The following is a 23799-nucleotide window of genomic DNA, read 5'->3' on the forward strand; positions in this document are numbered from 1 at the left end:
CTGGATGATCATTTTGCGGAGGCGATGAAGCTGGCGAGCTCGGGGGTCTCAGGATTGGCGAACAGCTTTGCCGGCGGCCCCTGTTCCCAGACGCGGCCCTGGTGCATGAAGACGATGCGGTTGGCGACGTTGCGGGCAAAACCCATCTCGTGGGTGACCAGGATCATGGTCATGCCTTGCTTCGCCATCGCCTCCATCACCTTCAGCACCTCGCCGACGAGTTCAGGATCGAGCGCGGAGGTCACCTCGTCGAACAGCATGAGGTGAGGCGCCATGGCGAGGCAGCGCGCGATCGCGACGCGCTGCTGCTGGCCACCGGAGAGCTGCTCGGGCCAGGCGTCGATCTTCTCGGCAAGGCCGACGCGGGTGAGCACGTCCTGGGCCAGCGTGCGTGCGCGGGCCTTGTCGATGCGGCCGGTGAGCAGCGGGGCCAGCGTGATGTTGCGCTCGACCTTCAGATGCGGAAACAGGTTGAAGGCCTGGAACACGATGCCGACGCGCTGACGGAATTTCTTGAGGTCAGGCATCTTCGCGTGGACCCGCTCGCCCTCGACGCGGATCTCGCCGGAATCGACGCTCTCCAGCGCATTGATGCAGCGGAGCAGCGTCGACTTGCCCGAGCCCGAGCGGCCGATGATCGTGACGATCTCGCCTTCCTCGACGTCGAGCGAGACGCCCTTGAGCACCTCGACCTTGCCGAATGTCTTGTGCACGTCGCGGATTTCAACGAGAGCCATCGAGGCGGGCCTCCAGGGAGCGGGACCAAAGCGTGAGCGGCAGGCACAGCGCGAAATAGATCGCGGCGACCAGCGCGTAGGTGAGCAGCGGCTGGAACGTCGCCGCGCTCACCACTTGGCCGGCGCGGGCAAGCTCGACGAAGCCGAGGATCGAGGCGAGCGAGGTGCCCTTGATGAGCTGCACCAGGAAGCCGACGGTCGGCGGCAGCGACAGCCGCAGCGCCTGCGGCGCGATGATGTGGCGGAATTGCTGCCAGGCGGAGAGGCCGAGGCAGGCACCGGCCTCCCATTGCGCCTGCTTCACGGCCTCCAGCCCGCCGCGCCAGATCTCGCCGAGGAAGGCGGCGGTGTAGAGCGTGTAGGCGACGGTCACGGCGACGAGCGCCGGCACCTGGATGCCCAAGAATACCGGCATGCCGAAATAGAAGAAGAACAACAGCCCGAGCAGCGGCACGCTCTGGATCACCTGGATGCACGCCGCCATGGTCCAGCGCAGCCCGGCGAAGCGGCTGATGCGGCCCATGGCGAGCCCGAGCGCCAGCGGCGCGCCGAAGGCGAGCGCGAGCACGACCAGCGCGACAGTCCAGCGCAGCGCCGCGAACAGCGAGACGAAATCGATGAGGGAGAAGGATCGCATCGCTGTCCCCTCAGCGCCGCCGCGGCCAGCGGAAGGCCGCCAGACCGATGATCGCGAACAGCGCCTTGAACGACATCGCCATCGCGAAATAGACCGCGCAGATCACCGCATAGACCTCGAAGCTGCGATAGGTGCGGCTCTCGATGAAGCCGGCGACATGAAACAGCTCGTCGGCGGCGACTTGCGAGGCGAGCGAAGTGCCGAGCAGCAGCAGCACGAACTGGCTGGTCACGGCCGGATAGGCGTTGCGCAGCGCCGGCGGCAGCAGGATGTGACGGAACACCTGCCAGCCTGACAGCCCGAGGCACTGGCCAGCCTCGATCTGGTTCTTCGGCACGGAGTCGAGGCCGGCGCGGATGATCTCGACCGAGTAGGCGCCGAAATACAGCGACAGCGCGACGGCAGCCGCCTCGAACGCCGGCAGCTTCAGGCCGAAGTTCGGCAGCACGAAGAAGACGATGAAGATCTGGATCAGCGACGGCGTGTTGCGGAACAGCTCGATATAGCCGCGCACCAGCCAGCGCAGCGGCGTGATGCGGCCGTTCAGCGCGACCGCGCCGGCAACGCCGATCACGAGCCCGGCCAGTGCCGCGATCACCGTCAGCTCGAGCGTGACGATGGCCCCGTCGATGAGCTGGTTCTGATAGCGCCAGAGCGGCAGGAAATTCATCGCGCGCGCTCTCAGCCGAACTGGGTGGGGAGGGCGCGCGTGACCACACCATCGGCGTCGAGCCCGAGGATCACCCGCCAGCGGTCGAGGCAGGTGCAGGGATGCGAGATGCCGAAGGCGATGATGTCGCCGACGGCAAGGACGCTTTCGGGGGCGACGGACAGGAACGCATGCTGGTCGTTGAGGCGCGTTACCGTCAGCGCAGCGTCGAGCCCTTGCTGCTCGACGCCGTCGCGGAATACGCGCAACGGGACGGGCAGTCCCTGATCGAAGGAGGCGTCGCGCATGCCGAAGCCGGCAATCGCAAGGCCTGTCTCGGGGCGCGACAAGACTTCGGCCCAGAGCGTCAGCGCGGGGCGAAAGCCTTCCACGGCGGAGTGGTGCAGACCGTCGATGAGGAGACCGCCGCGCCGGTCTACTTCCGCGAAGGCGCGGGCATAGATGCCGTGATCGGCGAAGAACAGCGCGCCGGAGCGCAGGATCACGCTGACGTTGCCGTCAGCCTGCGCGCCAGGCGCCAGCGCGCGCGCGACGATGTCGAAAAAGGCCGAGCCGCCGGCACTGATGATCAGTGGCCGCTGCGGGGCGGCGGCGCGCACCAGCGCAAAAGTCTCGATGGTGCGCTCCATCAGTGCCGCGATCGCGCGCATCGTCTCGTCGGCATCGGGCGTTGCGGCTGCGCCCTCATAGGTCGCAACGCCGCCGAGCACGAGCCGGTCGGCGGCGAGCACGGCTGCGATCGTCGCCTCGATGGCGGCGCGATCGCGCGCGCCGGCGCGGCCTGCGCCGAGCTCGACCAGCACGGACAATTCGCGGCGCTCCGCGATCCGTGCCGCTTCGGCGAGCGCGGCGACAGCGGCGGGTGAATCCGCGAAGGCGTGAAATTCGGCGTCGGGATAGGCGCTGAGCAGCGCGCCGAGCCGCCGACCGGCTGCCAGCCCGCCGATCTCGTTGGCCAGCAGCAGGCGCCGCTCGCCGCTCGCGAGCAGCACGGCGGCCTGCTGGACGTTGGCGACCGTCGTACCCCAGGCGCCGGCTGCGCGCAGCGAGCGGGCGAGCTCCGGCGACATCGGGGTCTTGGCGTGGGGCGCGACGCTGACGCCGGCGCTGGCGCACCATGTCAGGAAGAGGTCGCGGTTGGCCGCGAAGGCGGCTTCATCAAGGGTGAGGGCGGGCAGGGCAAGATCGCCGCGCGAAGGCGACCAGCGCTGGTTGCCAATGTCCTCAGTGGCCAGGCCATCGACCAGGGGAATGCCCCGCGTAGTCGTCGAAACGCGTTGGCTATCCCACCGGGACAAGAACTGCATCGTCGCTCCCTCAGCGGCCCTCGACCGCTGAAGTGAACGATATGTCCGAATGACAACGTTGTCATTAGCGGATTTTAGCCATCCACGGGCCAAGTTCAGTGCAAATAGGTATGAAAGTAGGGGTGAATGCCGTCGGATTGGGCTAGTGCTCGCCACCCATCTGGCCGAGGACCTCCTCGATATCGATGTCGATCTGGCCCGCCGCCCTGAGATGGCGGACCTCGAGACTGTCGCCCCGGAAGCGGTACTCGACGAGGCCGGTCTCCTTGATCGCGATCCGGTCCTGGCGCGCATCGTTGATCTTGAAGCCGACCGACGGCGCCCAGACGTGGCGCGTGTGGCGGAACGTGAAGTCGCGGCGCTGGTGCACGTGGCCGCTGCCGATGAGGCGCAGATCGACACGCGCAAACATCTCGATCAGCCGCGCCCGCGCCGGCTGCGGCACGTAGCGGATCGAGGTCTCCGGCGTCTCTGGATCGTGGGGCAGGTTGAGGAACACCGGCTTGTGCAGGAACAGCGCGACCGGCCTGCCATTGGTGCGTGCGATCTCCTGGGTTAGCCAGTCGAACTGCGCGGCCTCGAAGGCGAGCCCGGAATTCATCACCAGCGTGTTGAGGCCGATGAAGCACCAGCCCGCGGCCTCGAACGACCAATGGTCTTCGCCGATGATGTCGCGGAATTGCTGGCGGTATGCCTCGCTGACCGGCGGCTTCGGCGCCGGCCCGATCGCGGTCGGATTGTCGCCGATGTCGTGATTGCCGGGGAGGTAACGGCAGGTCACGGGCAGGGCGTCGTGCAGGCCTTTGGCGAATACGACATCATCGCGGCTGGTCGGGCCGTCGAAGGAGACGTCGCCGGTGTTGATGACGAGATCGGGCCGGTCAGCGTCGATGTGCTCGCAGACGCGGTGGAAGTTGGCGATCAGGCCGGGAAAGCGCCGGCCGAGATGGGTGTCGGAAATCTGCGTCAGGCGAAATTCGGACATGGCGTCAGCATACGCGTCGTCGCACGTCGGAACGATGACGGCGCGCGCATTATCCGCGATCGAACAATGTTTAAAGCACGCGATAGCGGATCGTGTAGGCGTCCTGCGGCGCGATGCTGCCCGCCACCGGCGAGGCGATGCGGTCGGCGAGATGCCAGGGGCTGAATTGCTCGGAGCGATGCGGCTCGGCCGGAAGGCGGAGGCGGAATTCGAACGTGCCCTTGCCGGGCAGGTTCACCACCAGCACGCGGTCGGCGGTGCGGTGGTTGAGCGCCACCGCGCCGCGCAGCAGTGCGCGGCCGTCGGCGAGGTCGCGCACGCCGTCGGCCAGCGCCAGCGTCTGGTTGCGGTCGGTATGCAGCTCGATCTGGGTGTCGGATACAGCCGTCAGCGTCTCCCTGGGCATGCGGATCTCGAACTCGACCGCAGGCTTGGATGGGTTGAGGCCGAGATAGGCGAGCGCAGCGTGGCGCACGTCGGAGGCGGCGAAGGCGAACAAGGCGACGGCGGCGAGCGTGGCGAGGCCATGCCTGACGACATCGCGCCAAGGGGAATAGCTCATCCGATAGCCCAGGCGGAAATACACCGTCATCGCCAGCGCGACCGCGAGCGCCATCGCGATACCTGACAGCGCCGACATCAGGATGCCGAGCCGGTCGCTGGCGGATTCGGCAAGGGGGCCGATCAGGCCGGAGAGGGTGTTCATGGCGGTCGCTCGCCTTGCGCCCCAAAGGGGACGAAATTGCTTTAACAATCGGTGGTTGGTCGCAAGAGCGGGAACACCGGTTCAACTCGCTGATTGTCAGCGTCAGAAGTCGCGGCTAATGACGGTCCGCGGTGTTCCGCCTTACGGGAAAGTTCCGATGTCTGTCCAAATGGTCCTGCTGCCTGTCTTCGTGCAGGTCGGTCTCACCTTCGCGCTTCTGATCGGCATGGTCTTCGGGCGCCGCAAGGCGCTGGTCTCGGGCGAGACCAAGATCCGCGACATTGCGCTGGGCGAGCCGAACTGGCCCAAGAGCACCACGCAAATCGCCAATTGCTACCGCAACCAGTTCGAGCTGCCGTTGCTGTTCTACGCCCTGATCGCGCTGGCGCTCCCCTTGCGCCATGTCGATCTCTTCATCGTGCTGATGTCATGGGTGTTCGTGGTGACACGGTTCGCCCATGCCGGCGTGTTCGTCTCCTCGAACGATCTCGGCCGCCGCTCGACGATCTGGCTCGCCGGCGTACTGGTGCTGCTGGTGATGTGGATCTACTTCGCGCTGAGAATGCTCTTGTTGATCTGACTTTTAACGGTCGGATTTCATCTGAAAGATTTGAAATGACCCCCGCTGCCCGGCTGTCCGCAGCCATCGAACTGATCGATACCATCGAGAGAGACCGCGTGCCCGCGGCCAAGGCACTGAAGGAGTGGGGCACCGCGCACCGCTTCGCCGGCTCCGGCGACCGCGCCGCGATTGCCGGCCTCGTCTGGGACGTGCTGCGCCGCTATGCCTCGAGCGCCTTCCTGATGGACGCCGACACCGCGCGGGCGCGGCTGATCGGCATGCTCCGCCTCGAGCGCGACATGGACGCGGCCACCATGGCCGCCCTGTTCGACGGCAGCCGGTTTGCGCCGGCGCCGCTGACGGAGGCCGAGCAGGCGGCGCTCAGCCATCGCTCCCTCAGGGACGCTCCCGCTGCGATCGCCGGCGACTACCCCGAATGGCTCGATCCGCATCTGGCAAAGGTGTTCGGCGAGGACCGTGCGGCGGAGGCGGCCGCGATGGCGAGCCGGGCGCCGCTGGACCTGCGCGTCAACACGCTAAAGTCCAATCGTGACAAGGTGCTGCGGGCGCTTGCTCATCTTCATGCGAAACCGACGCCCTGGTCTGCAACCGGCCTGCGCATCGAGCTTTCCGCCGATGCGCGCAACCCCGGCATCCAGGCCGAGGAGGATTTCATCAAGGGCGCCGTTGAAGTGCAGGATGAGGGATCGCAGCTTGCGGCCCAGTTCACCGCGGCAAAACCCGGCGAGCAGGTGATCGATCTGTGCGCCGGCGCCGGCGGCAAGACGCTGGCGCTCGCCGCCATGATGCAGGGCAAGGGCCGGCTGATCGCCACCGATCGCGACAAGCGGCAGCTTGCGCCCATTCACGAACGCCTGTCGCGCGCCGGCGTCCACAATGCCGATGTCCGCACGCCCAAGGGCGAGGCCGATCCGCTGGCCGACATCAGTGCCACGGCCGACCTCGTTGTGATCGACGCGCCCTGCACGGGAACCGGCACCTGGCGCCGCAACCCCGACGCCAAATGGCGGATGCGGCCGGGCGCGTTGGAGATTCGCCTGCGCGACCAGGCCGAGGTGCTGGAGCGCGCCGTGCCGCTGGTGAAGCTAGGTGGCCGCATCGCCTACATCACCTGCTCGGTTTTGGCGGAAGAGAACGGCGAGCAGGTGAGGGCGTTCATCGGCCGTCACCCGGAGTTCGCGGTGGTCCCACCCGAGCAGATCGCGAGCGTGCTCTGGGACAAGGCGGAAGATTTCGCAAAAGCCGCGCTGCAATCGCCCGAGGGCTGGCTGATGACGCCGCGCCGGACCGGGACGGATGGCTTCTTCGTCTCGGTGCTGCGGAAAGTGTAGCTCTCGTAGGGTGGGCAAAGCGAAGCGTGCCCACCATTCCCAGTGTGAAAGATGGTGGGCACGGCGCGCGAAGAGCGCGCCTTTGCCCACCCTACGGCACTCGCGCCCTCGTCATTCCCGGGTTCGCCCTCCGGGCGCCCCGGAATGACGGCCGTTGGGCCCCCCAAAACAAAAGCCCCGCAGACCGAATCCCGGTCACGGGGCTTTCAAGTTCTCGCGCTCTGCCGGTACGTCCGTGGTCAGAAGCGCTGGTGCGTTGGCGATTAGCCGACGCGGAGATTATCAGCCGACGACTTGCCGCTGCGACGGTCGGCGACGATGTCGAACGAGACCTTCTGACCCTCGTTGAGGGAGGAGAGGCCAGCGCGCTCGACGGCGCTGATGTGCACGAACACGTCCTTCTGGCCGTCGTCCGGCTGGATGAAACCATAACCCTTTTGGGTGTTGAACCACTTCACGGTGCCCATAGCCATGGGAATTTCCTTTAGTTAGTTAGAGAGGATACGCACGCGGACCGGTACGCAGCACTGCGCCCATAGTCCTGATGAGTCGATGTTTTGGAGAAATCATCTGAAGCGTGCGCGCCTGTCTTAGACGAGGCGAAGCGGCCCAGTCGTTCGGCCAAGTATCGATGATCACAATATAGCGAGAATTTTGGGCCACTTCAAGGCACCACCCGCCACCCGGTACCTCGCCCGGATTTGCTATTTTGCGGTGCAAATTAACCGCTCCGGCGCATCTCAATCGACGATAAACAGCGTCGCCCCGGTGGCCGTCGAGGACCGGTGCGCGGCGTCTCCGAAGTCCGAGACCTGGTAGCTCATCCCCGCCGTGAGCTTGAACTTGCGGCCGTCGCGCAGCTCCGAATCGAGCTCGCCCTTGACCACGAAGATGACGTGGCCGCGGTCGCACCAATGGTCGGCGAGATAGCCCGGCGAATACTCGACCATCCGCACCCGGAGATCGCCGATGTTGAGCGTGCGCCACAGCGCCTGGCCGGTCTCGCCGGCATGCTTGGTCGGCTCGACCTTGCTCCAGTCGGTGACGGTGAAGGGGGAGGTGGGAAGTTTCATGGGGGATCCTGTCTCAGAGCCGGCAATGCCGGTGTTAGCGTACGCTGCCGCCGCAGTCTCCGTCATTGCGAGCGCAGCGAAGCAATCCAGAAATGCATCCGCGGAGGCCATCTGCTTCCGCCTTCGCCAAGGCTTTGGCGGACGAGTCGCGGAGCTTGCAATGACGCGCTTCTCTCGCTGTCATCGCCCGCGGAGGCGGGCGATCCAGTACGCCGAGACGGTCGTGATTGAATCGACAGGCCGCGGCGTACTGGATTCCCCGCTTTCGCGGGGAATGACAGCGGTGGGTGGGGCGGCACCGTTCAACACGGCGAGACGTCACCCCACCAGATGGTTCGCCGACCCCTGCACGATCAGACCCGCGTCATTCACCCGCAGATATTCGCAGATCTTCTTGCCCCGCTCGTTCGCGTAAAACACCACCACGCTATCCGGGCTGACGAACACATCGATCAGCGAGAAGTGCAGCTCCGGCAGCAGCCCGAGCGCCTTGCCCCAATAGGCCCGCAAAGCATCCTTGCCGCGCACGGTGCCGCTGGCATCGAACCCCAGCGCCGGGATGCGGTCCGAGGTCATCACGGTGTCCTCGTCATAGAGCGTCAGCACGCGTTCGAGATCGCGCGCGTTCCAGGCCTCGACCCAGGTCCGGCCGAGCGCGGCAAGCGTCGATGGCTGATGGTGCTGTGACATGGCATTCTCCCTGATCGGCCCCTGGTTGAAGGGTGGGGCAAATTAGGTCAATAATACTTACCTATATCCGTTTGTCCATGCCCAAAGAAGAATGTGGGCGCGCAAACCTGCGCGGTTGCGGGCCGGGCGCCTGTCGCGTATCTGCTTGCCATGACAGCAGCACAGAACGACCGCTCCGCGTCGACGCCCTCCGTGGCCTCGGCGCATGACAAGATTCTCATCGTCGACTTCGGCAGCCAGGTGACGCAGCTGATCGCGCGTCGCGTGCGCGAGGACGGCGTCTATTGCGAGATCGTCCCGTTCAACAAGGCCGAACAGGCTTTTCTGGAGATGAAGCCGAAGGCGGTGATCCTCTCCGGCGGGCCGGAGTCGGTGCACGAGGCCGGCTCGCCCCGCGCCCCGCAATTGATCTTCGCCTCCGGCGTGCCCGTGATGGGCATCTGCTACGGCCAGATGACCATGGCGGCGCAGCTCGGCGGTGAGGTCGAGGGCGGCCATCACCGCGAATTCGGCCGCGCCGATGTCGAGGTGAAGGCTGACAGCAAGCTGTTCGAGGACGTCTGGTCATCAGGCAGCAAGAACCAGGTCTGGATGAGCCATGGCGACCGCATCACCAAGATGCCGCCGGGCTTCTCGGTGGCCGGCACCTCGCCGAACGCGCCCTTCGCGATCATCCAGGACGAGAAGCGCAAATATTACGGCCTGATGTTCCACCCCGAAGTGGTGCACACGCCCGACGGCGCCAAGCTGATCCGCAACTTCGTGCGCAAGATCGCCGGCCTCACCGGCGACTGGACCATGCGCGCCTTCCGCGAGGAGGAGATTGCCAAGATCCGCGCCCAGGTCGGCAAGGGCAAGGTGATCTGCGGCCTCTCCGGCGGCGTCGATTCGGCCGTCGCGGCCGTGCTGATCCACGAAGCCATCGGCGACCAGCTCACCTGCGTCTTCGTCGATCACGGCTTGATGCGCCTCAACGAGGCCGAGCAGGTGGTCGACCTGTTCCGCCACCACTACAACATCCCGCTCGTGCACGTGGATGCGTCGAAGCAGTTTTTGGGCGAACTCGAAGGCGTCACCGACCCCGAGACCAAGCGCAAGACCATCGGCCGCCTCTTCATCGAGGTGTTCGAGGCCGAGGCCAAGAAGATCGGCGGCGCCGACTTCCTGGCGCAAGGCACGCTCTATCCTGATGTGATCGAGAGCGTCTCCTTCACCGGCGGCCCCTCGGTCACCATCAAGTCGCACCACAATGTCGGCGGTCTCCCTGAACGCATGAACATGAAGCTCGTCGAGCCGCTCCGCGAGCTGTTCAAGGACGAGGTCCGCAAGCTAGGGCGCGAGCTCGGCCTTCCCGAAATCTTCGTCGGCCGCCACCCGTTCCCGGGCCCGGGCCTTGCCATCCGCTGCCCCGGCGACATCACAAGCGACAAGCTCGACATCCTGCGCAAGGCCGATGCCGTCTACATCGACCAGATCCGCAAGCACGGCCTCTACGACGACATCTGGCAGGCTTTTGCGGTGCTGCTCCCCGTGAAGACGGTGGGCGTCATGGGCGACGGCCGCACCTACGACTACGTCGTGGGTCTGCGCGCCGTCACCTCCACCGACGGCATGACCGCGGACTTCTACCAGTTCGACATGAAGTTCTTAGGCGAGACCGCCACGCGCATCATCAACGAGGTGAAGGGCGTGAACCGGGTGGTGTACGACGTGACCAGCAAGCCGCCCGGGACGATTGAGTGGGAGTAGTGGACCGGTTGTCATCGGGCAGTTTGGCGTGGTTTTGGAGCGTCTATCTCATTTCTTCCCGGTCGCGTCGTCACATAAGCCTGATCGAGGTCTGAAAACTATCGCGCTTCCGCGAACAGCGCAATGTGGCGTACTGCGGCGTGCAGAAAGGTCGGAAGCGGTGAGCCGAAGTCTCAGTTTGAGGGATCGGGATTACGGTGACAGTGCATTTGACTATCGCTCGCTAAAGAAGGCTTGCGAGTTGAATTCACTGTCACCGTAATGTTCGAAGAAGTCAGCGCGCGACCGGTTCTCGGCGTCGATCACGGCCATAGATCGATTACTGCTCCTTCCTGAACAAATCCTGGAAGACCAGCGGGCCCCAGGTGCGGCCGCGCGCGTGCACCAGCGCGCCACCCTCGTTGAGCTTTCCGAGCTTCACGGGTGCGAAGCCGAGTTGTTTCGCCAAGGCCGCGACGGGAACGATCGCGTCCTCGTCGTCGCTGGACAGAAAGACGACCCGGTGGCCGCCCTCGACGACCGGATCGGTAGCCAGTTTGGCTGCAATCAGATGATTGAAACCTTTCACGAACCTGGCTCCGGTGAACGCCTTCGCGACGACGGCGGAGGACAGAAGACCGTCCAGCTCTTCTCCAAAGCCGTTCGTCGCGTCGATGATCGTCTTGCCTTGCCAACTCGGCAGGGCCTTCGCAACCGCGCGATGCTCCCCGAACGGGACCGCCAGAATGATGGTGTCGGCCTCGAGTGCGTCCTCCAGCGACCTGGCGACGACCGTGGGTCCGATCGCCCGAGCCTGCGGCGCCAACGTCTCGGGCGGCCGGCGGCTCGCGACTGATACGTCGATGTTCCTGCGGGCGAAGGCATGGGCGAGGGCCTGGCCTATCTTGCCGAATCCTATGATTGCGTAGCTCATCATACGTCTCCTATTTTCAGATGGCCGAGAAGCCGCCGTCGACGGACAACTCCACCCCGTTCACGAAGCTTGAATCGTCTGAGGCAAGAAACAGCGCGACCGCCGCGATTTCCTCAGGACGACCCATCGTTCCCCTGGGGATCAGGGATTCGAACATCCGCTTCGCGTCCTCGGTGAGAACCTGGTCCTGCATCGGTGTGGCGATCGGCCCCGGGCTCAGCACGTTCACCCGGATATTCCTGCCCTTCAGTTCGTTGAGCCACGTGCGTGCGAATGAGCGCAGCGCCGCCTTGCTCGCCGCATACACGCCGTAACCGGGAAAACCTTTCACCGACGCAACGGACCCGGTCATGAAGATCGATCCGCCATCGCGGAACAGCGGCAGCGCCTTCTGAACCGTGAACAGCGTGCCGCGCGTATTCAGGCCGAAGGTTGCATCGAAATGCTGCTCGGTAATCTCGCCGAGCGGAACGGCTTCCCCCATGCCGGCGCTCGCGTAGAAGACGTCGATCCTACCCTTGTCCCGCTTGACCGTGTCGAACAGACGGTCGAGGTCGTCGAGATTGGCCGCGTCGCCGCGCACGCCGATCACGTTCCGGCCAATCAGCTTGACGGCCTCGTCGAGCGCCTGCTGCCTCCGGCCCGTGATGAAAACATAGGCGCCTTCTTCAACGAACCGCCTGGCGCTCGCCAGCGCCATACCGCTCGATCCACCCGTGACGACTGCGACCTTACCTTCAAGCTTTCCCATGACTTCTCCATTCGTGGTGTCGGGGCAGCATCTGCCTCCGAGAACCTCGAAATGGGTCCGCAGGGGTCAGGTGTTGAGTGCGGAAGCGCGCACATCGGTGGTGCGAAATCGAACCGGCTGGACGATCGACGCCAGCCGCGACGAGCGGTGTCCGCCGGTCGGAATTGGGCCGTACTTGCCGGCATGGGGCTGTGATCGCTGCCCGTGCTACCCAAATACGAGATGCCGCTCGATGTGTTGGACACGGGCTTTGGAAGGCGCACCGTGCGGTGCGGGATTGCACCATGATCGACTGGGATGACGTTCGTTACTTTCTTGCCGTCGCGCGCGGAGGCTCGGTGCGGGCTGCCGCCGAGCGCCTCGGTGTGAACCACGCGACCGTGCTGCGACGCATCGCCCAGCTCGAGGAGCGCCTCGGGGTCCATATGTTCGAAAAGCTGCCTTCGGGCTACCGCCTGACGGCTGCAGGCGAGGAGGTCCTCGAGTTCGCGGACCAGATGGAAACGTCTTCGCACCTGCTGGAGACGCGCGTCTTCGGGCGCGACCAGAGCGTGCGCGGGCTTCTGCGGGTGACGCTGGCGCCGCCGCTGGCGACACACCTGCTCATGCCTGATTTCGCCGATTTCGCGCGTCTGCATCCGGACATTGAGATGGAAATCCTGTCGTTCGGCGAGTTGGCAAATCTGACCAACCGGGAGGCCGACGTCGCGATCCGCGTCGTCTACGACCGCAAAACCCTGCCGCTCAATCTTCACGGCCTGAAGGGACCGGAGCTGTTCGGCGCCGTCTACATGTCCAGGGATCGACTGGCCGCGTGGCGTGCGGGCGCGCCTGATCCTGTCAGGTGGATCGTCATCAGCATGCATGGGATTCCGGATTGGGCCAGCGAGGGTGAGGTTCGCACCACGGGCGGTCCGTTCAGGGTCACGGATGCCGGCGCGCAGATCGCTGCCGTACGGCAAGGGCTCGGGATCACGACACTGCCGTGCTTCGTCGGCGATGCCGACCCCCTGCTGGTGAGGGTGCCGGGCACCGACCTGCACATGTACGGAACGGTTTGGCTTCTCACACAGGGCGAGACACGCAAGACGAAGCGCGTGCGGCTCTTCACCGAGTTCGTATCCCGCAGGCTCACCGCGTACGCGCCGCTTCTCGCGGGGCTGTCCGTATCGCGCGACTGATGCAGCGTCGTACTAAGGCGATGTTGTGTCAGCAATAGCAGGCGATCGTTCTCGCGTTGCCATGCAGGACGTACCGTCTCACCAGATGAACGGAATCAGGCGCCGGCGCACACGGCGCGCGTAGTCGTCATAGCCCTCGAGGCCCGCGCGCAGCGTCCGCTCCTCGATGCCGATCCGGATGCCAAACAACAGGGCGAGGATGGGGACCGTCGGAAGTCCCCACCACGAGCCGAGCACCAGCGATGTCCCGGCGACGTAGAAGAGCGTGCCGAAATACATGGGATGGCGGACGATGGCATAGGGGCCTGTTGTGATGACGGCCTGCCCGCGGTCCTTTTGCAGTTTCACGACCGGCGCCGCGAAGCTGTTCGTGCGCATGATCCAGTAAATGAACAACATCGCCGCCAGCAGGAGCCCGCAGCCCGCCCACTGCACGGAAGATGGCATTGCCGACCAGCGCCAGCGCGCCGCATCCGCCGCCATGAAGCCCATTCCTCCAAATATGACGAGCAGGATCGGGATGAGAATCAGCTTGTCCGCGAGCGGCTGATCTTTCTGCACGGGCGGCTTGAGGCGTTCTCTGAGCAGGCTCGGATCCACGCGCGCCATGATTGTCCCAAACACGACTGAGGATAAGACCATCACGCCGAGATAGAGCCATCCGCCGGTGTAGTCCGTCGTGCCTGCAGCAACAAAGATGATCGCGCCCATGAAGCCGAACCAGACGATCGTCTGAACGATGAGATTGAGAACGAGACCCATTTTTCTGCCTTTCCCGTCGAAGGTTCGGAGTCTTCCGCACGGTCAGCGCCGCTGCGGGATTCCTCATTGCCGTCGTCGGCCACGCGTCCAGCGGCTGATGGCGTCCTCCATGGCGCCACGCATGACCCGGTAGAAGTCGGCCATCTCCCTGAGGCGTGCGCTTGCCGCCTTTGACGCAGCTATTTCAGCCCCGGCGTTCAACTGCCCGGCCAACGCGTCGAGCAGACGATTCTGCTGCCGGACCATGGCTTCGTAGTCGTCTGCCACGGCATAGAGCGCGCGTTTTGTCCCAGCCTCGCTATGGCGACGCGCCAGCGTGTAACTCTCCAGCAGTCGAGCGGCTACGCTTGCGCTGCTCTTGCTGATCCCGAGGCTTTCGGTGATCTGATCGAGGCTGACGGGGCGAGGGCAGAGAAGCAAATAGCCATAGAGACGGGCGGCGACGGGCGGTACGCCCCAGGGCGTGAGCAGCCTTGCCACGTCCTCCGTGAACCGCTGCTCGTCCCTGCTGGTCTTGTTTGACATATTCGGCATATTCCGAATATATAGAATTTATGGCTGACGGCAAGCGCCAAGCGGGGGCTCATGCCTCCCTGTCAGTCCGCTGCGGCCTGTGTTTTGCAGGATCGGTATCATGTCGCCGGAGTTCACGCTTCGGCGGGAGCCATCGCGTCATGGACGAGCGGCAGACGTCGAGCGTAGTCGCAATCATTCCCTGCAACGACCTCGATGCAGCGGAACGGTGGTGGAACAGGCTCGGCTTCTTCAGGCCGGTCGATCAAGGCTACGAAGACTATCGGATGCTGTCAGATGGTGTTGGTTGCGAGGTGCATTTGCAGCAGGCGGTGGAAGGCTGGCTCATTCCGGGGAGCAACCCGTTTGGCGTCTACGTCTACACGCCCCGGGTTCGCGGCCTGGCCGCGGCGATGTGCATGGAGATCGTCGAGCCGAGCCGCGCGGCCGAGCACAAGCCGTGGGGCATGTATGAATTCGCGCTAAATGGCCCTGACGACCTGCTCGTCCGCGTGGGCTGGCCGAGCCGGTTGATGACGGAGTAGGTCTGGCGTTGGCGCGAGCCTCTCGGCGCTCAATTGTCGCACCTTCATGTGAAGCATCTCACACGCACGCTTGCGTCAATCATGCGACAGAACACCTGCTGTGATTGTACGTGGTGAATTGGGCTTATTGAGATGCCCGCCACCACATCAGCTGAAATGAGCTGCACACGCCAGAACGACATGTTGAAATAGCTATGAACCGGCCGATTGCGTCGGTCCATGAGAGCTATGGAGACACTATGGCTGACAAACACGAACAGAGCATGGTTGGTACGTGGACCAAAACCACGGCGGCTGCGTGTGCGGACAAATATCCCGCCACCATCACCTTCTCGACCGGCACCTACCGCGGCATGCGCGGCGAGGGGCAGGGCATGGTGTGGTGGGACGCGGGAATTTACCGTCTCGAGGATTCCAACACACTCGTCGTCGGGACGGCCAACGATGAACTTGTGACCTATCGCATTTCACTCGAGGCCGACCGGTTTGAGTTTACGGATTCCGAGGGCTGTGTCGTGACCTATCGGCGCGCGTAGGACTGCGCACGCCACAGCTGACTTGAGATAACGCGGGCGTACCCGCGAACGAGCCCGATGCTCACGTCGATCGCCTCGTCATTTCAACGAGGAGATTACGACATGTGCAATTGCTCAGAGCATGAATCGAGTGGCAGCCTTGCAAAGATGACCGGGGCATCGGTCGAGCCGGCCATGAAGCCGCAGGTGCCGCTGTCGCGTCAGATCAGCATCAGCGATGAGGATTCCGGCGACCAGCCGGCCGCGACCGATCTGCAGCCGTTTCCGCCCTTCAGGCTGTGCAGGCTCGACTTTCGCGAGGGCTGCTACCAGATCAACTTCAGGCCGACGGCCGGCTTCGTGTCTTTCGAAGGCACGCTGCGCGTCGATCGCTCGGCGCCCGACGGCGGCGCGGATCATCTGATCGTCAGCAGCGATCTCTACTCGAAGCGGCCGGTGATCGGTCCTATCCCCCATCCGTTGCCGCCGGTGGGGAACAAGGACGCAGATGAAGCCGCAGCAGACGCGGGGCTGACGAGCCTCGCCGGTTCGCTTAGCGCGGTCGACGAGCCGGCTATTCCGTTCCCGATCCGCAGGCCGAGGATCCCCATCTTCCCCCGCGCGCGCTATCACTCCTATCTCAGGGTGACCAGCGTGTCCGCGCCGGTCGCGGTCCCGCTGCCGAAGAAGTGCGAGCTCACCATCGTCGCCGAGCAGTTCAACTACACGCAGCCGCCGGTCGGGCAGTTCAAGGGCACGTTCCCGGCGACGCCGTCGCGCACCGTGACGATGAAGCTTTCAAAGGTGCCGGCGCCGTTTCCGTTCTCCCTGACCGGCGGACCGTTCTACGAGGGCCGGCTGCTCGAGGGCGGCGTGGACAAGGGCAGCGTCACGCTCGCCTGGGTGTCGAAATTCTTCCGCAGGGCGACGCTGGAAATCGATACGCTGGTCGGCGCCGTGCGGCCCGCACCGGTGCCCGACGGCGCCGGCGGCACGGAGTTCTTCGACACGATCTTCGCGAGGACCGGCTGGCAGCTCACGGTGGTGCAGGACCAGCTCAACGTCCCGGTGCCATCGGGCGTGGTGCCGACCAACTGCTGGAGCTCTGCGGATCTGCACGCGCTGATGACGACCGTGCGCAATCCGGCGACGAATCTGGACGCCGAATGGCGCGTGCACATGATCGTCGTGCCTGCGAAGCTCGGCTGCTCGCGCGGCATCATGTACGACCAGATCGGCGTTCCCCGCGAAGGCTGCGCGAGCTTCTCCGATGACGGCTATCCCACCTCGGACTCGTCGAACTTTGGTCTCGCCGCGAACAGGAAGCAGCGCGACGTGCCGCGTGCGTTCCTGCGCAGCGCGACCCACGAGCTGACGCACACGCTGAACCAGATCCACCAGGAGCAGGAGACGGCGGCCGACAACTCGATCATGACCACGACGCCGAGCGTGGCCGACGTGCTCGGCGGTCCCGCGACCGGCGAGCCCGGCGTGTTCCCGGATCAGATCAAGCTCGCGCACAACACCAACGTCCGTCATCACCTGAACCACATGCCGGATCCGGTCATTCGTCCGGGCGGATGGCCGTTCGCAAGCTGGTTCCCGACCGGCGCGCCGCAGGCCGCCGACCGGCACGACTTCGAACCTTCCGAGCTGACGCTTGCGGTGACGGCTACGACCGACCGCGTCGCGCTCGGCCAGCCGCTGGATCTGACCTGGACGATGACGAACACCAGCGGCGTGTCGCTGCGCGCGCCGAACGACGTCGGCATCGAGGCCCTGTTCGCGTCGATCACGGTCACCGATGCCGAGGGGCGCGAGCGCCCGGTGAGGCCCTTCGTGATCCTGTGCGAGCACGCAAAATTGAGCGAGCTCGAGCCCGGCAAGAGCGTCACGGCCTCGGCGAAGGTGTTCTGGAGCACGGCGGGCTTTGCGTTCGAGAGGCCGGGCCGCTACCGCGTCGACGTCGCCGTGTCGTGGTCGGCGCAGGGCGTGATGGTGGGTGTGCAGTCGGGGATCGACGTGTTCGTCGACTATCCGTCCAGCGCGTCCGACAACCATTCGGCCAATCTCGTGCTGCATCCCGAGGTCGGCAAATGGGTGGCGCTCGGCGGCGATGCCTATCACCTCGGCGAGGCGTGCCGGCGCTTGCAGGCGCTCAGCCAGACCGCGGCGCCGGCAGGTGCACTGGCCGTCGCCGGCGACGGTGCGCCCGCGCCGCGGGTGCTCGACGGCTTCGCGGACCTGCTGCCGGACCGCGCCAAGCTTGCGAGGCTGCGTCCCGAGCTGACCGCCGACACGGGCGGCCGTGCGGCACGCGGTCCCGCGCGCGCGGCAGCCCCGGGGCGCAAACGCGCGGCGAAGGCGAAGAAGCGCACGGGGCGAAAGGGGTAAGCCGCAGCCGGAGCGACGGGTATCCATCGCCCGACCCATCCATCGCACGTCACCCGCGCCACGCACGGCGCGGGTGACGCACGACGCGCCGTCAGAACCGGGCGTCGATGTCGACGACGTCGATCAGCTTGTGATTGACGAACTCCTTGAGGCCGAGCCCCAGCAATTCGCGTCCGTAGCCGGAGCGGCGGATGCCGCCGAAGGGCAGGTCGGCCTCGACCTTGGTCGGATGGTTGACGAACACCATGCCGGTCGAGATCTTCCTGGCGACGTCCGCGCCGTGCTTCGTGTCGGAGGTGAACACCGAGCCGCCGAGGCCGAACGGGGAATCATTGGCGATGCGCACGGCATCATTCTCGTCCCTGGCGCGAAATAGCATCGAGACGGGGCCGAAGAATTCCCAGTAGCGCGCCGGATTGTCGTCGGCGACATCGGTCAGGATCGTCGGCTGCACGAAGGCGCCCTGGTTGGGGACGGGCGGGCCGACCTGCTCGGCCTTGGCGCCATGCGCAACGGCCTGGCGGATCTTCTCTCTGATCTCGTCGGCCGCCGCCTGCGAAGAGAGCGGCGCGAGCGTGGTTTCGGGGGCGAAGGGGTCGCCCGCCCTGAGGCCGGCCACGCCCTCGCGGTAGCGCGCAAGAAATTCGTCATAGACCGCATCGACGATGATCATGCGCTTGGACGAGACGCAGACCTGACCGCCGTTCCAGTGACGGCCGAAAACCGCCCATTTGATCGTCTTGGCCATGTCGGCGTCGGCGAGCACGACGAACGCGTCGGCGCCGCCGAGCTCCATGGTCGACTTCTTCAGCGCCTTGCCGGCCTGCGCGGCGACGACCGCGCCGGCATCTTCCGAGCCCGTGAGCGCCACGCCATGGACGCGCGGATCGTTGATGATCGTCTCGACCTGCGAGCGTGTCGCGTAGAGATTGATGAAGGCGCCCTCGGGCAGCCCCGCCTCACGCATCAGCCGTTCGAACGCCGCCGCGCTCTGCGGCACGTTGGAGGCGTGCTTCAGCAGCATGGTGTTGCCGGCCGAAAGCTGCGGGGCGATGATGCGGGCGATCTGGTAGTAAGGGAAGTTCCAGGGTTCGATCGCGAGCAGCACGCCGAGCGGCTCGCAGACGATGACGGCCTCGCCCTCGGCGGGATCGGCGACAGTCAATTTCTCCGGCCGGAGCAGGCTTTCGGCATTCTGGACGTAATATTCGAAGATCTTCGCGGACAATTCGACCTCGGCCTTCGCTTCGGTGAACAGCTTGCCCATCTCGAGCGTCAGGAGCTTTGCGTAGGCGTCGGCGTCCTTGCGCAGCAGGTCAGCTGCCTTTTGCAGGATCGCGCCGCGCGCGGCAAAGGACGTCTCGCGCCAGGCAAGGAAGGCCGCATGCGCCGCGTCGATCGCGCGGGCGACCTCGGCATCGGTGGCGGTGGGGAATGTCTCGAGGACTTCACCCGTGTAGGGGTAGGTGGTTGCGTAGGCCATGTGTCGTTCTCGCTCCAGGCATCGTGCAGTGTTTGGTGCCGGCTGCCTTCATGCGCTTCCGACGGGACTGCTGATGAAAGGATGGATCACAACCCAATTCGTCACTTTGAGACAGGTCAATCGAGATGCCTCAGCGCCGTTCACGAGACTGCGAGCGGGCGGTGGTCGGACCTGTCGTCATCAGGGGGCACTGCACAGCACCCCGGCACAAACGCGGGATGTGGGTTGCGCTGTCTCATGATACGCCAGCCACATCGTCCTCTCCGGAGCCTGCCTTCATGTCCGTCGCGACCACCGCCAATCAAGCCCCCGCAACCGCCGCCGAGACCGATCCCGAAACGCTCGGCTGGATGAAGGGCTTCCCGCCGGCGCCGGAGCGGACGATCACCTTCCAGGACGGCTCGTTCCGCAGCTTCCCCGAGCTGCGCTGGGCCTGGAGCAATATCCGCCAATTGGTGCCGACCGTGAACGTCTGGCGCGGGGCGGGACCGGCATCGCCGCTGCCGCGCGAGGACCACGACATCGGCGCGGTCGCCTCGACCACGATGGACGGCCGTCCCATGACCTTCGCGAAAATGCTGGAGGAGACCTACACCGACGGCATCGCCGTGCTGCATCGGGGCAAGCTGATCTACGAGCGCTATTTTGGTGCGTTGAAGCCGCACAAGCCGCATATCGGAATGTCGGTAACGAAATCCTTCACCGGCGTGCTCGCGGGCATTCTGGTCACCGAGGGCAAGATCGATCCGCAGGCACCGGTCACGGACTATGTACCGGAGCTGAAGGCGAGCGCATTTGGCGATGCGCGCGTGCACGAGGTCATGGATATGACCACCGGCCTCGAATACACCGAAGTCTACACCGACAGGAATTCGCATGTGTGGGGCTTGCGGCGCGCCAACGGCATGGCGCCGATCCCGCCTAATTATGACGGCCCGACCACCATTTTCGATTTCCTCGAGGCGCAGAAGAAGCAGGGCGAGCACGGCAAGGCCTTTGCCTACAAGACCGTCAACACCGACGTGCTGGCCTGGATCTGCCGGCGCGCCAGCGGCCTGACGCTGTCCGATCTTCTCTCCGAGCGGATCTGGACGCAAATCGGCGCGGAAGAGGACGCGCATTATCACGTCGACCGCATCGGCACCGAGAGCGGCGGCGGCGGTCTCTCGACCACTTTGCGCGATCTCGCCCGCTTCGGCGAGACCATGCGCAATCACGGCCGTTTTAATGGCCGCCAGATCGTGCCGTCGTCCGTTGTCGAGGACATTTCGCGCGGCGGCGATCCCGAGAAATTCAAGCCGGCCGGCTACACCACGTTGCCAGGTGCCTCCTATCGCAATCAATGGTGGGTGACGCACAACCCCCACGGCGCCTACATGGCGCGCGGCGTCCACGGCCAGGGCATCTACGTCGATCCCAAGGCCGAGATGGTGATCGCGCGCTACGCCTCGCACCCTGTCGCGGGCAACGCCGCCAACGATCCCGTGACGCTGCCGGCCTACATGGCGCTGGCAAAGGCGCTGATTGCGGGCGGATGAGGTGAGGTTGCAGGATGGGTAGAGCGATAGCGAAACCCATCGGCTTCTCTCGCGGAGCACCAGCGATGATGGGTTTCGCTGCGCTCTACCCACCCTACGAGTCCCCAAACCGCAAGATCGGTCGAGCACGTCGCAGCCGTCAGCGACTAACTGGAGCCGCCACGGAGGAGGGACGATGAAGGCGGCGCTGCAAAATTATCAGGATCGGATGTGGCGGGTGCTGGAGCATATCGACCGGCATCTTGACGCTGATCTGGACCTCGACACGCTGAGCGCTGTTGCGGCCTTCTCGAAATTTCATTTCCACCGGCAGTTCACGGCGACCTTCGGGCTGTCCGTGCATCGCTATGTTCAGCTTGCCCGTATGAAGCGCGCTTCGCATCGGCTGGCCTACAGGGACGACGAAAGCGTCACCGACATCGCGATGGATGCCGGCTACGACGCACCGGACGCCTTCGCCCGCGCCTTTCGGCAACGGTTCGGGCAATCGCCGTCGTCGTTCCGGAAATCTCCCGACTGGGAGCCGTGGCTTGCGGCCTTCGGGCCTCTCGACAACGCGAGGAGCAAGCTCATGCAGAAGACCTTTACCCCTGACGACGTGATGATCCGCGATGTGCCCACGACGAAGGTGGCGATCATGGAGCATCGGGGCGACCCGGCGACGCTTCCTGCCACCATCCAGCGGTTCATCGCCTGGCGCAGGGCGGCTAACCTGCACCCCAGGACAAGTCCGACCTTCAATGTCTGGCGTTCCGAGCGGCGTCCCGCCTCGCCGGCCGATTACAGCGTGGACCTCTGCGCCGGGACCGACCAGCCGATCCAGGCGAATGGCGAAGCGATCAAGGCCGGCGAGATCCCCGGCGGACGTTGCGCGGTGCTGCGCGTCGTCGGCCACACCGACAATCTGGAGCCCGCCGCGCTCTACCTTTATCGCGACTGGCTTCCGGCCAGCGGCGAGGAAGCGCGCGACTTCCCGATTTATTGCCAGCGGCTGAGCTTGTTCCCGGAGGTGCCGGAGCATGAGGCGGTCGCGGAGCTTTTCCTGCCGCTGAAATAGCGCACCTGACGGCGGCCTGTCCGTTTCGGTCGTAGGAGACGGACTGGTCGCTATCGAGTTGGCGGTTAAGCCGCTTATGCCATCTCGCGCCAGCGCATCGGCAATACGCCGTCCTGCCTGAAACTGTCGAGGAAGCGGAAGCGGGCGGCTTGCGGATTGGAACGGGCTTCGATCGTCGTATCGAGGATCTGCACGACGTCGTTCTCGTCATAGGCGGGCCAGGGTGGCAGGCCTGATCCGTTCGGATTCCCCTGCGTCGCGAAATTCACCCAGTAACCCATCATCGTCCGCGCCAGCGCGCGGTCCTCCTCGGCCGGCGGTGCTGTGCTGCCGATCACCTGTTGCGGCGTCAGCGTGCCGAACACGAACGGGATTTCGGTGACATGCGAGGCGATCGGCGTGTAGCGCGACGTATAGCTGAACAGATAGCCGTAGGCGGGCGCGCGCCGGCGACGCCGATGCAGCCGCAGCCACTGCCAGCACTGCTCGCCGATCACGGTGTCGCCGGTGAGGGCCGCCGCGGAGGCCTTCGCCTCGGCATCGGTCGCGGCAGGGTAGACCTTCAGGAAATCGGCCATGCGTTCCCCGCCGAACATTGCCTCGGCCGCGGTGAGAAAGGCGCGCGCCGAGTGGTCGGGCAGGGATTGCGCAGGGAAGGGGAATTCCTCCGCGCTATTCCAGCCCGCCAGCAACGGGATGTGCATCTGCTCGCCGCGCAGGAATCTGCGGGCGGGCACGTCGGGCACCACATCATGATCGATGCTCGGTGAGAATGCCGAGACAACGGGGCTGGCCTTGAAGCTCCATGGTGCGGCTGCATTCAACTGATCGGCCGGCATCGCGCGCAAGGCGGCGATGGACTCATCGCCTTGTTGCCGGGCGAACGCGAGACCGCGCGCGCGGGCTTCTTCAAAACTCTGAAGTGGCCCGTGCTTGCCATCCCAGAACGCGCCGCTCTGTCCGATGGCCTTGTGAAACAGTCCGTGCGCGAGCGGCGAGGCCATCAGGATCCCGACGGCCATGGCGCCGGCGGACTCGCCGAACAGGGTGACGTTGTCAGGATCGCCGCCGAAGCCGGCAATGTTGGCCTTGACCCAGCGCAGCGCCGCCAGTTGGTCTCTGAGGCCGTAATTGCCCGACGGCGCTTCCGCGTCGAGATCAGGATGGGCGAGGAAGCCGAAGACGCCGAGGCGATAGTTGAAGCTGACGACGACGACCCCGCTGGCCGCCAGCGCGCCTCCGTCGGTCGCGGGGTTGGCCGAGGAGCCGAATTGAAAGCCCCCGCCATGAATCCACACCATCACGGGCCGCCTCTCGTCCGGATGCTCCGCTGTGGTCCAGACATTGAGATAGAGGCAATCCTCGTCGCGCGGTCCCGGCCGATGGTCGTTTTCGACAGCTGAAAGACAGCCTGCGCCAAACACACTTGCATCTCGCACGCCGTCCCAAGGCGCTGGCGGCCGCGGTGCGCACCAGCGCAGCCGTCCAACCGGGGGCGCCGCGTAGGGGATGCCCTTGAACGACAGCACGCCGCTTGCGTCCCGCACGCCGCCGCGCACGAAACCGGCTTGGGTGCGGACCACACGTCCGAGTTCGGCTGCTGTCGCGGTCGTGAAGGCATTCATGGTCGTATCCCGTCATCGGTAGGCGCCTGGCCGCCGCCCGGCAGGTTTGGCAGC

The 23799-nt window shown here is 65.2% G+C and carries 24 protein-coding genes; 9 read left to right on the top strand and 15 right to left on the bottom strand.

Features of this window, described 5'->3' with window-relative positions; genetic code table 11:
- Positions 1-8 precede the first annotated feature (8 nt).
- From WN73_RS34325 to WN73_RS34350, 6 genes are all read right to left on the bottom strand, one after another.
- Positions 9-737: an amino acid ABC transporter ATP-binding protein gene (locus WN73_RS34325; protein WP_271556656.1), complete on the bottom strand. Its 729-nt coding sequence runs from the start codon at positions 735-737 to the stop codon at positions 9-11.
- Entirely contained in the window at positions 724-1374 is a 651-nt protein-coding gene (locus WN73_RS34330; RefSeq protein ID WP_092182998.1) for an amino acid ABC transporter permease, read from the bottom strand. The genes WN73_RS34325 and WN73_RS34330 overlap by 14 nt, the downstream gene beginning before the upstream one ends.
- A 10-nt stretch (positions 1375-1384) precedes the next feature.
- Positions 1385-2044, bottom strand: coding sequence for an amino acid ABC transporter permease (locus tag WN73_RS34335; protein WP_011086757.1), 660 nt, complete (start codon positions 2042-2044; stop codon positions 1385-1387).
- 11 nt (positions 2045-2055) lie between these two features.
- Positions 2056-3351 carry an amino acid deaminase gene (locus WN73_RS34340; protein WP_271556660.1) on the bottom strand — a complete coding sequence of 432 codons (1296 nt, stop codon included), beginning with the start codon at positions 3349-3351 and terminating at the stop codon, positions 2056-2058.
- A gap of 142 nt (positions 3352-3493) precedes the next feature.
- Positions 3494-4336, bottom strand: a complete 843-nt coding sequence (locus WN73_RS34345) for a metallophosphoesterase family protein (RefSeq protein WP_271556662.1) — start codon at positions 4334-4336, stop codon at positions 3494-3496.
- 70 nt (positions 4337-4406) lie between these two features.
- Entirely contained in the window at positions 4407-5042 is a 636-nt protein-coding gene (locus WN73_RS34350) for an acriflavin resistance protein (protein ID WP_271556664.1), read from the bottom strand.
- Positions 5043-5199: 157 nt separating this feature from the next.
- Here WN73_RS34350 and WN73_RS34355 point away from each other — a divergent pair, with 157 nt between their 5' ends.
- Positions 5200-5622 carry an MAPEG family protein gene (locus WN73_RS34355; protein WP_028171008.1) on the top strand — a complete coding sequence of 141 codons (423 nt, stop codon included), beginning with the start codon at positions 5200-5202 and terminating at the stop codon, positions 5620-5622.
- A gap of 35 nt (positions 5623-5657) precedes the next feature.
- On the top strand, positions 5658-6956 hold the full coding sequence (locus WN73_RS34360; protein WP_271556666.1) for an RsmB/NOP family class I SAM-dependent RNA methyltransferase: 1299 nt from the start codon (positions 5658-5660) through the stop codon (positions 6954-6956).
- 263 nt (positions 6957-7219) lie between these two features.
- Here the strand turns inward: WN73_RS34360 and WN73_RS34365 are convergent, their stop codons facing one another.
- From WN73_RS34365 to WN73_RS34375, 3 genes are all read right to left on the bottom strand, one after another.
- On the bottom strand, positions 7220-7429 hold the full coding sequence (locus WN73_RS34365) for a cold-shock protein (protein ID WP_008141931.1): 210 nt from the start codon (positions 7427-7429) through the stop codon (positions 7220-7222).
- A 267-nt stretch (positions 7430-7696) separates the two neighbouring features.
- A complete protein-coding gene (locus WN73_RS34370; RefSeq protein ID WP_011086763.1) occupies positions 7697-8029 on the bottom strand; it encodes a DHCW motif cupin fold protein in 333 nt (110 codons plus the stop codon).
- A gap of 318 nt (positions 8030-8347) precedes the next feature.
- Positions 8348-8719, bottom strand: coding sequence for a nuclear transport factor 2 family protein (locus WN73_RS34375; protein WP_271556668.1), 372 nt, complete (start codon positions 8717-8719; stop codon positions 8348-8350).
- 150 nt (positions 8720-8869) lie between these two features.
- Here WN73_RS34375 and guaA point away from each other — a divergent pair, with 150 nt between their 5' ends.
- Positions 8870-10468 carry a glutamine-hydrolyzing GMP synthase gene (gene guaA, locus WN73_RS34380; RefSeq protein ID WP_271556669.1) on the top strand — a complete coding sequence of 533 codons (1599 nt, stop codon included), beginning with the start codon at positions 8870-8872 and terminating at the stop codon, positions 10466-10468.
- Positions 10469-10787: 319 nt separating this feature from the next.
- Here guaA and WN73_RS34385 read toward each other — a convergent pair whose 3' ends face one another.
- Both WN73_RS34385 and WN73_RS34390 read right to left on the bottom strand, forming a co-directional pair.
- Positions 10788-11381 (bottom strand): NADPH-dependent F420 reductase, encoded by a 594-nt coding sequence (locus tag WN73_RS34385; protein WP_038967647.1) that lies wholly within the window; start codon positions 11379-11381, stop codon positions 10788-10790.
- A gap of 16 nt (positions 11382-11397) precedes the next feature.
- Complete coding sequence (locus tag WN73_RS34390; RefSeq protein WP_271556672.1) at positions 11398-12132, bottom strand: SDR family NAD(P)-dependent oxidoreductase; 735 nt, start codon at positions 12130-12132, stop codon at positions 11398-11400.
- A 284-nt stretch (positions 12133-12416) separates the two neighbouring features.
- On the opposite strand from WN73_RS34390, the gene WN73_RS34395 reads away from it, so the two are divergent.
- On the top strand, positions 12417-13313 hold the full coding sequence (locus WN73_RS34395; RefSeq protein ID WP_028171013.1) for a LysR family transcriptional regulator: 897 nt from the start codon (positions 12417-12419) through the stop codon (positions 13311-13313).
- A gap of 78 nt (positions 13314-13391) precedes the next feature.
- Here the strand turns inward: WN73_RS34395 and WN73_RS34400 are convergent, their stop codons facing one another.
- Together WN73_RS34400 and WN73_RS34405 are read right to left on the bottom strand one after the other, a co-directional pair.
- Positions 13392-14075 carry a methyltransferase family protein gene (locus WN73_RS34400; protein WP_271556674.1) on the bottom strand — a complete coding sequence of 228 codons (684 nt, stop codon included), beginning with the start codon at positions 14073-14075 and terminating at the stop codon, positions 13392-13394.
- Between the two features lie 63 nt (positions 14076-14138).
- Positions 14139-14600 carry a GbsR/MarR family transcriptional regulator gene (locus WN73_RS34405; protein ID WP_271556676.1) on the bottom strand — a complete coding sequence of 154 codons (462 nt, stop codon included), beginning with the start codon at positions 14598-14600 and terminating at the stop codon, positions 14139-14141.
- A 149-nt stretch (positions 14601-14749) separates the two neighbouring features.
- Here WN73_RS34405 and WN73_RS34410 point away from each other — a divergent pair, with 149 nt between their 5' ends.
- From WN73_RS34410 to WN73_RS34420, 3 genes are all read left to right on the top strand, one after another.
- The gene (locus WN73_RS34410) at positions 14750-15133 is read left to right on the top strand and encodes a glyoxalase (protein WP_271556678.1); all 384 of its coding nucleotides are present in this window, start codon (positions 14750-14752) and stop codon (positions 15131-15133) included.
- 239 nt (positions 15134-15372) lie between these two features.
- Positions 15373-15669, top strand: coding sequence for a hypothetical protein (locus WN73_RS34415; RefSeq protein ID WP_271556680.1), 297 nt, complete (start codon positions 15373-15375; stop codon positions 15667-15669).
- Positions 15670-15771: 102 nt separating this feature from the next.
- Positions 15772-18042 carry a hypothetical protein gene (locus WN73_RS34420; protein WP_271556682.1) on the top strand — a complete coding sequence of 757 codons (2271 nt, stop codon included), beginning with the start codon at positions 15772-15774 and terminating at the stop codon, positions 18040-18042.
- A gap of 91 nt (positions 18043-18133) precedes the next feature.
- On the opposite strand, the gene WN73_RS34425 is transcribed toward WN73_RS34420, so the two are convergent.
- The gene (locus WN73_RS34425) at positions 18134-19525 is read right to left on the bottom strand and encodes an NAD-dependent succinate-semialdehyde dehydrogenase (protein WP_011086774.1); all 1392 of its coding nucleotides are present in this window, start codon (positions 19523-19525) and stop codon (positions 18134-18136) included.
- 278 nt (positions 19526-19803) lie between these two features.
- Between WN73_RS34425 and WN73_RS34430 the strand changes: the two genes are divergently transcribed.
- Both WN73_RS34430 and WN73_RS34435 read left to right on the top strand, forming a co-directional pair.
- Complete coding sequence (locus tag WN73_RS34430; RefSeq protein WP_271556685.1) at positions 19804-21063, top strand: serine hydrolase domain-containing protein; 1260 nt, start codon at positions 19804-19806, stop codon at positions 21061-21063.
- A 175-nt stretch (positions 21064-21238) separates the two neighbouring features.
- Positions 21239-22120, top strand: a complete 882-nt coding sequence (locus WN73_RS34435; RefSeq protein WP_271556687.1) for an AraC family transcriptional regulator — start codon at positions 21239-21241, stop codon at positions 22118-22120.
- Between the two features lie 74 nt (positions 22121-22194).
- On the opposite strand, the gene WN73_RS34440 is transcribed toward WN73_RS34435, so the two are convergent.
- Positions 22195-23745, bottom strand: a complete 1551-nt coding sequence (locus tag WN73_RS34440; protein ID WP_271556689.1) for a carboxylesterase/lipase family protein — start codon at positions 23743-23745, stop codon at positions 22195-22197.
- Positions 23746-23799 lie beyond the last annotated feature (54 nt).

The organism is Bradyrhizobium sp. CCBAU 45394 (assembly GCF_028128655.1).
GTDB classification, from domain to species: domain Bacteria; phylum Pseudomonadota; class Alphaproteobacteria; order Rhizobiales; family Xanthobacteraceae; genus Bradyrhizobium; species Bradyrhizobium diazoefficiens.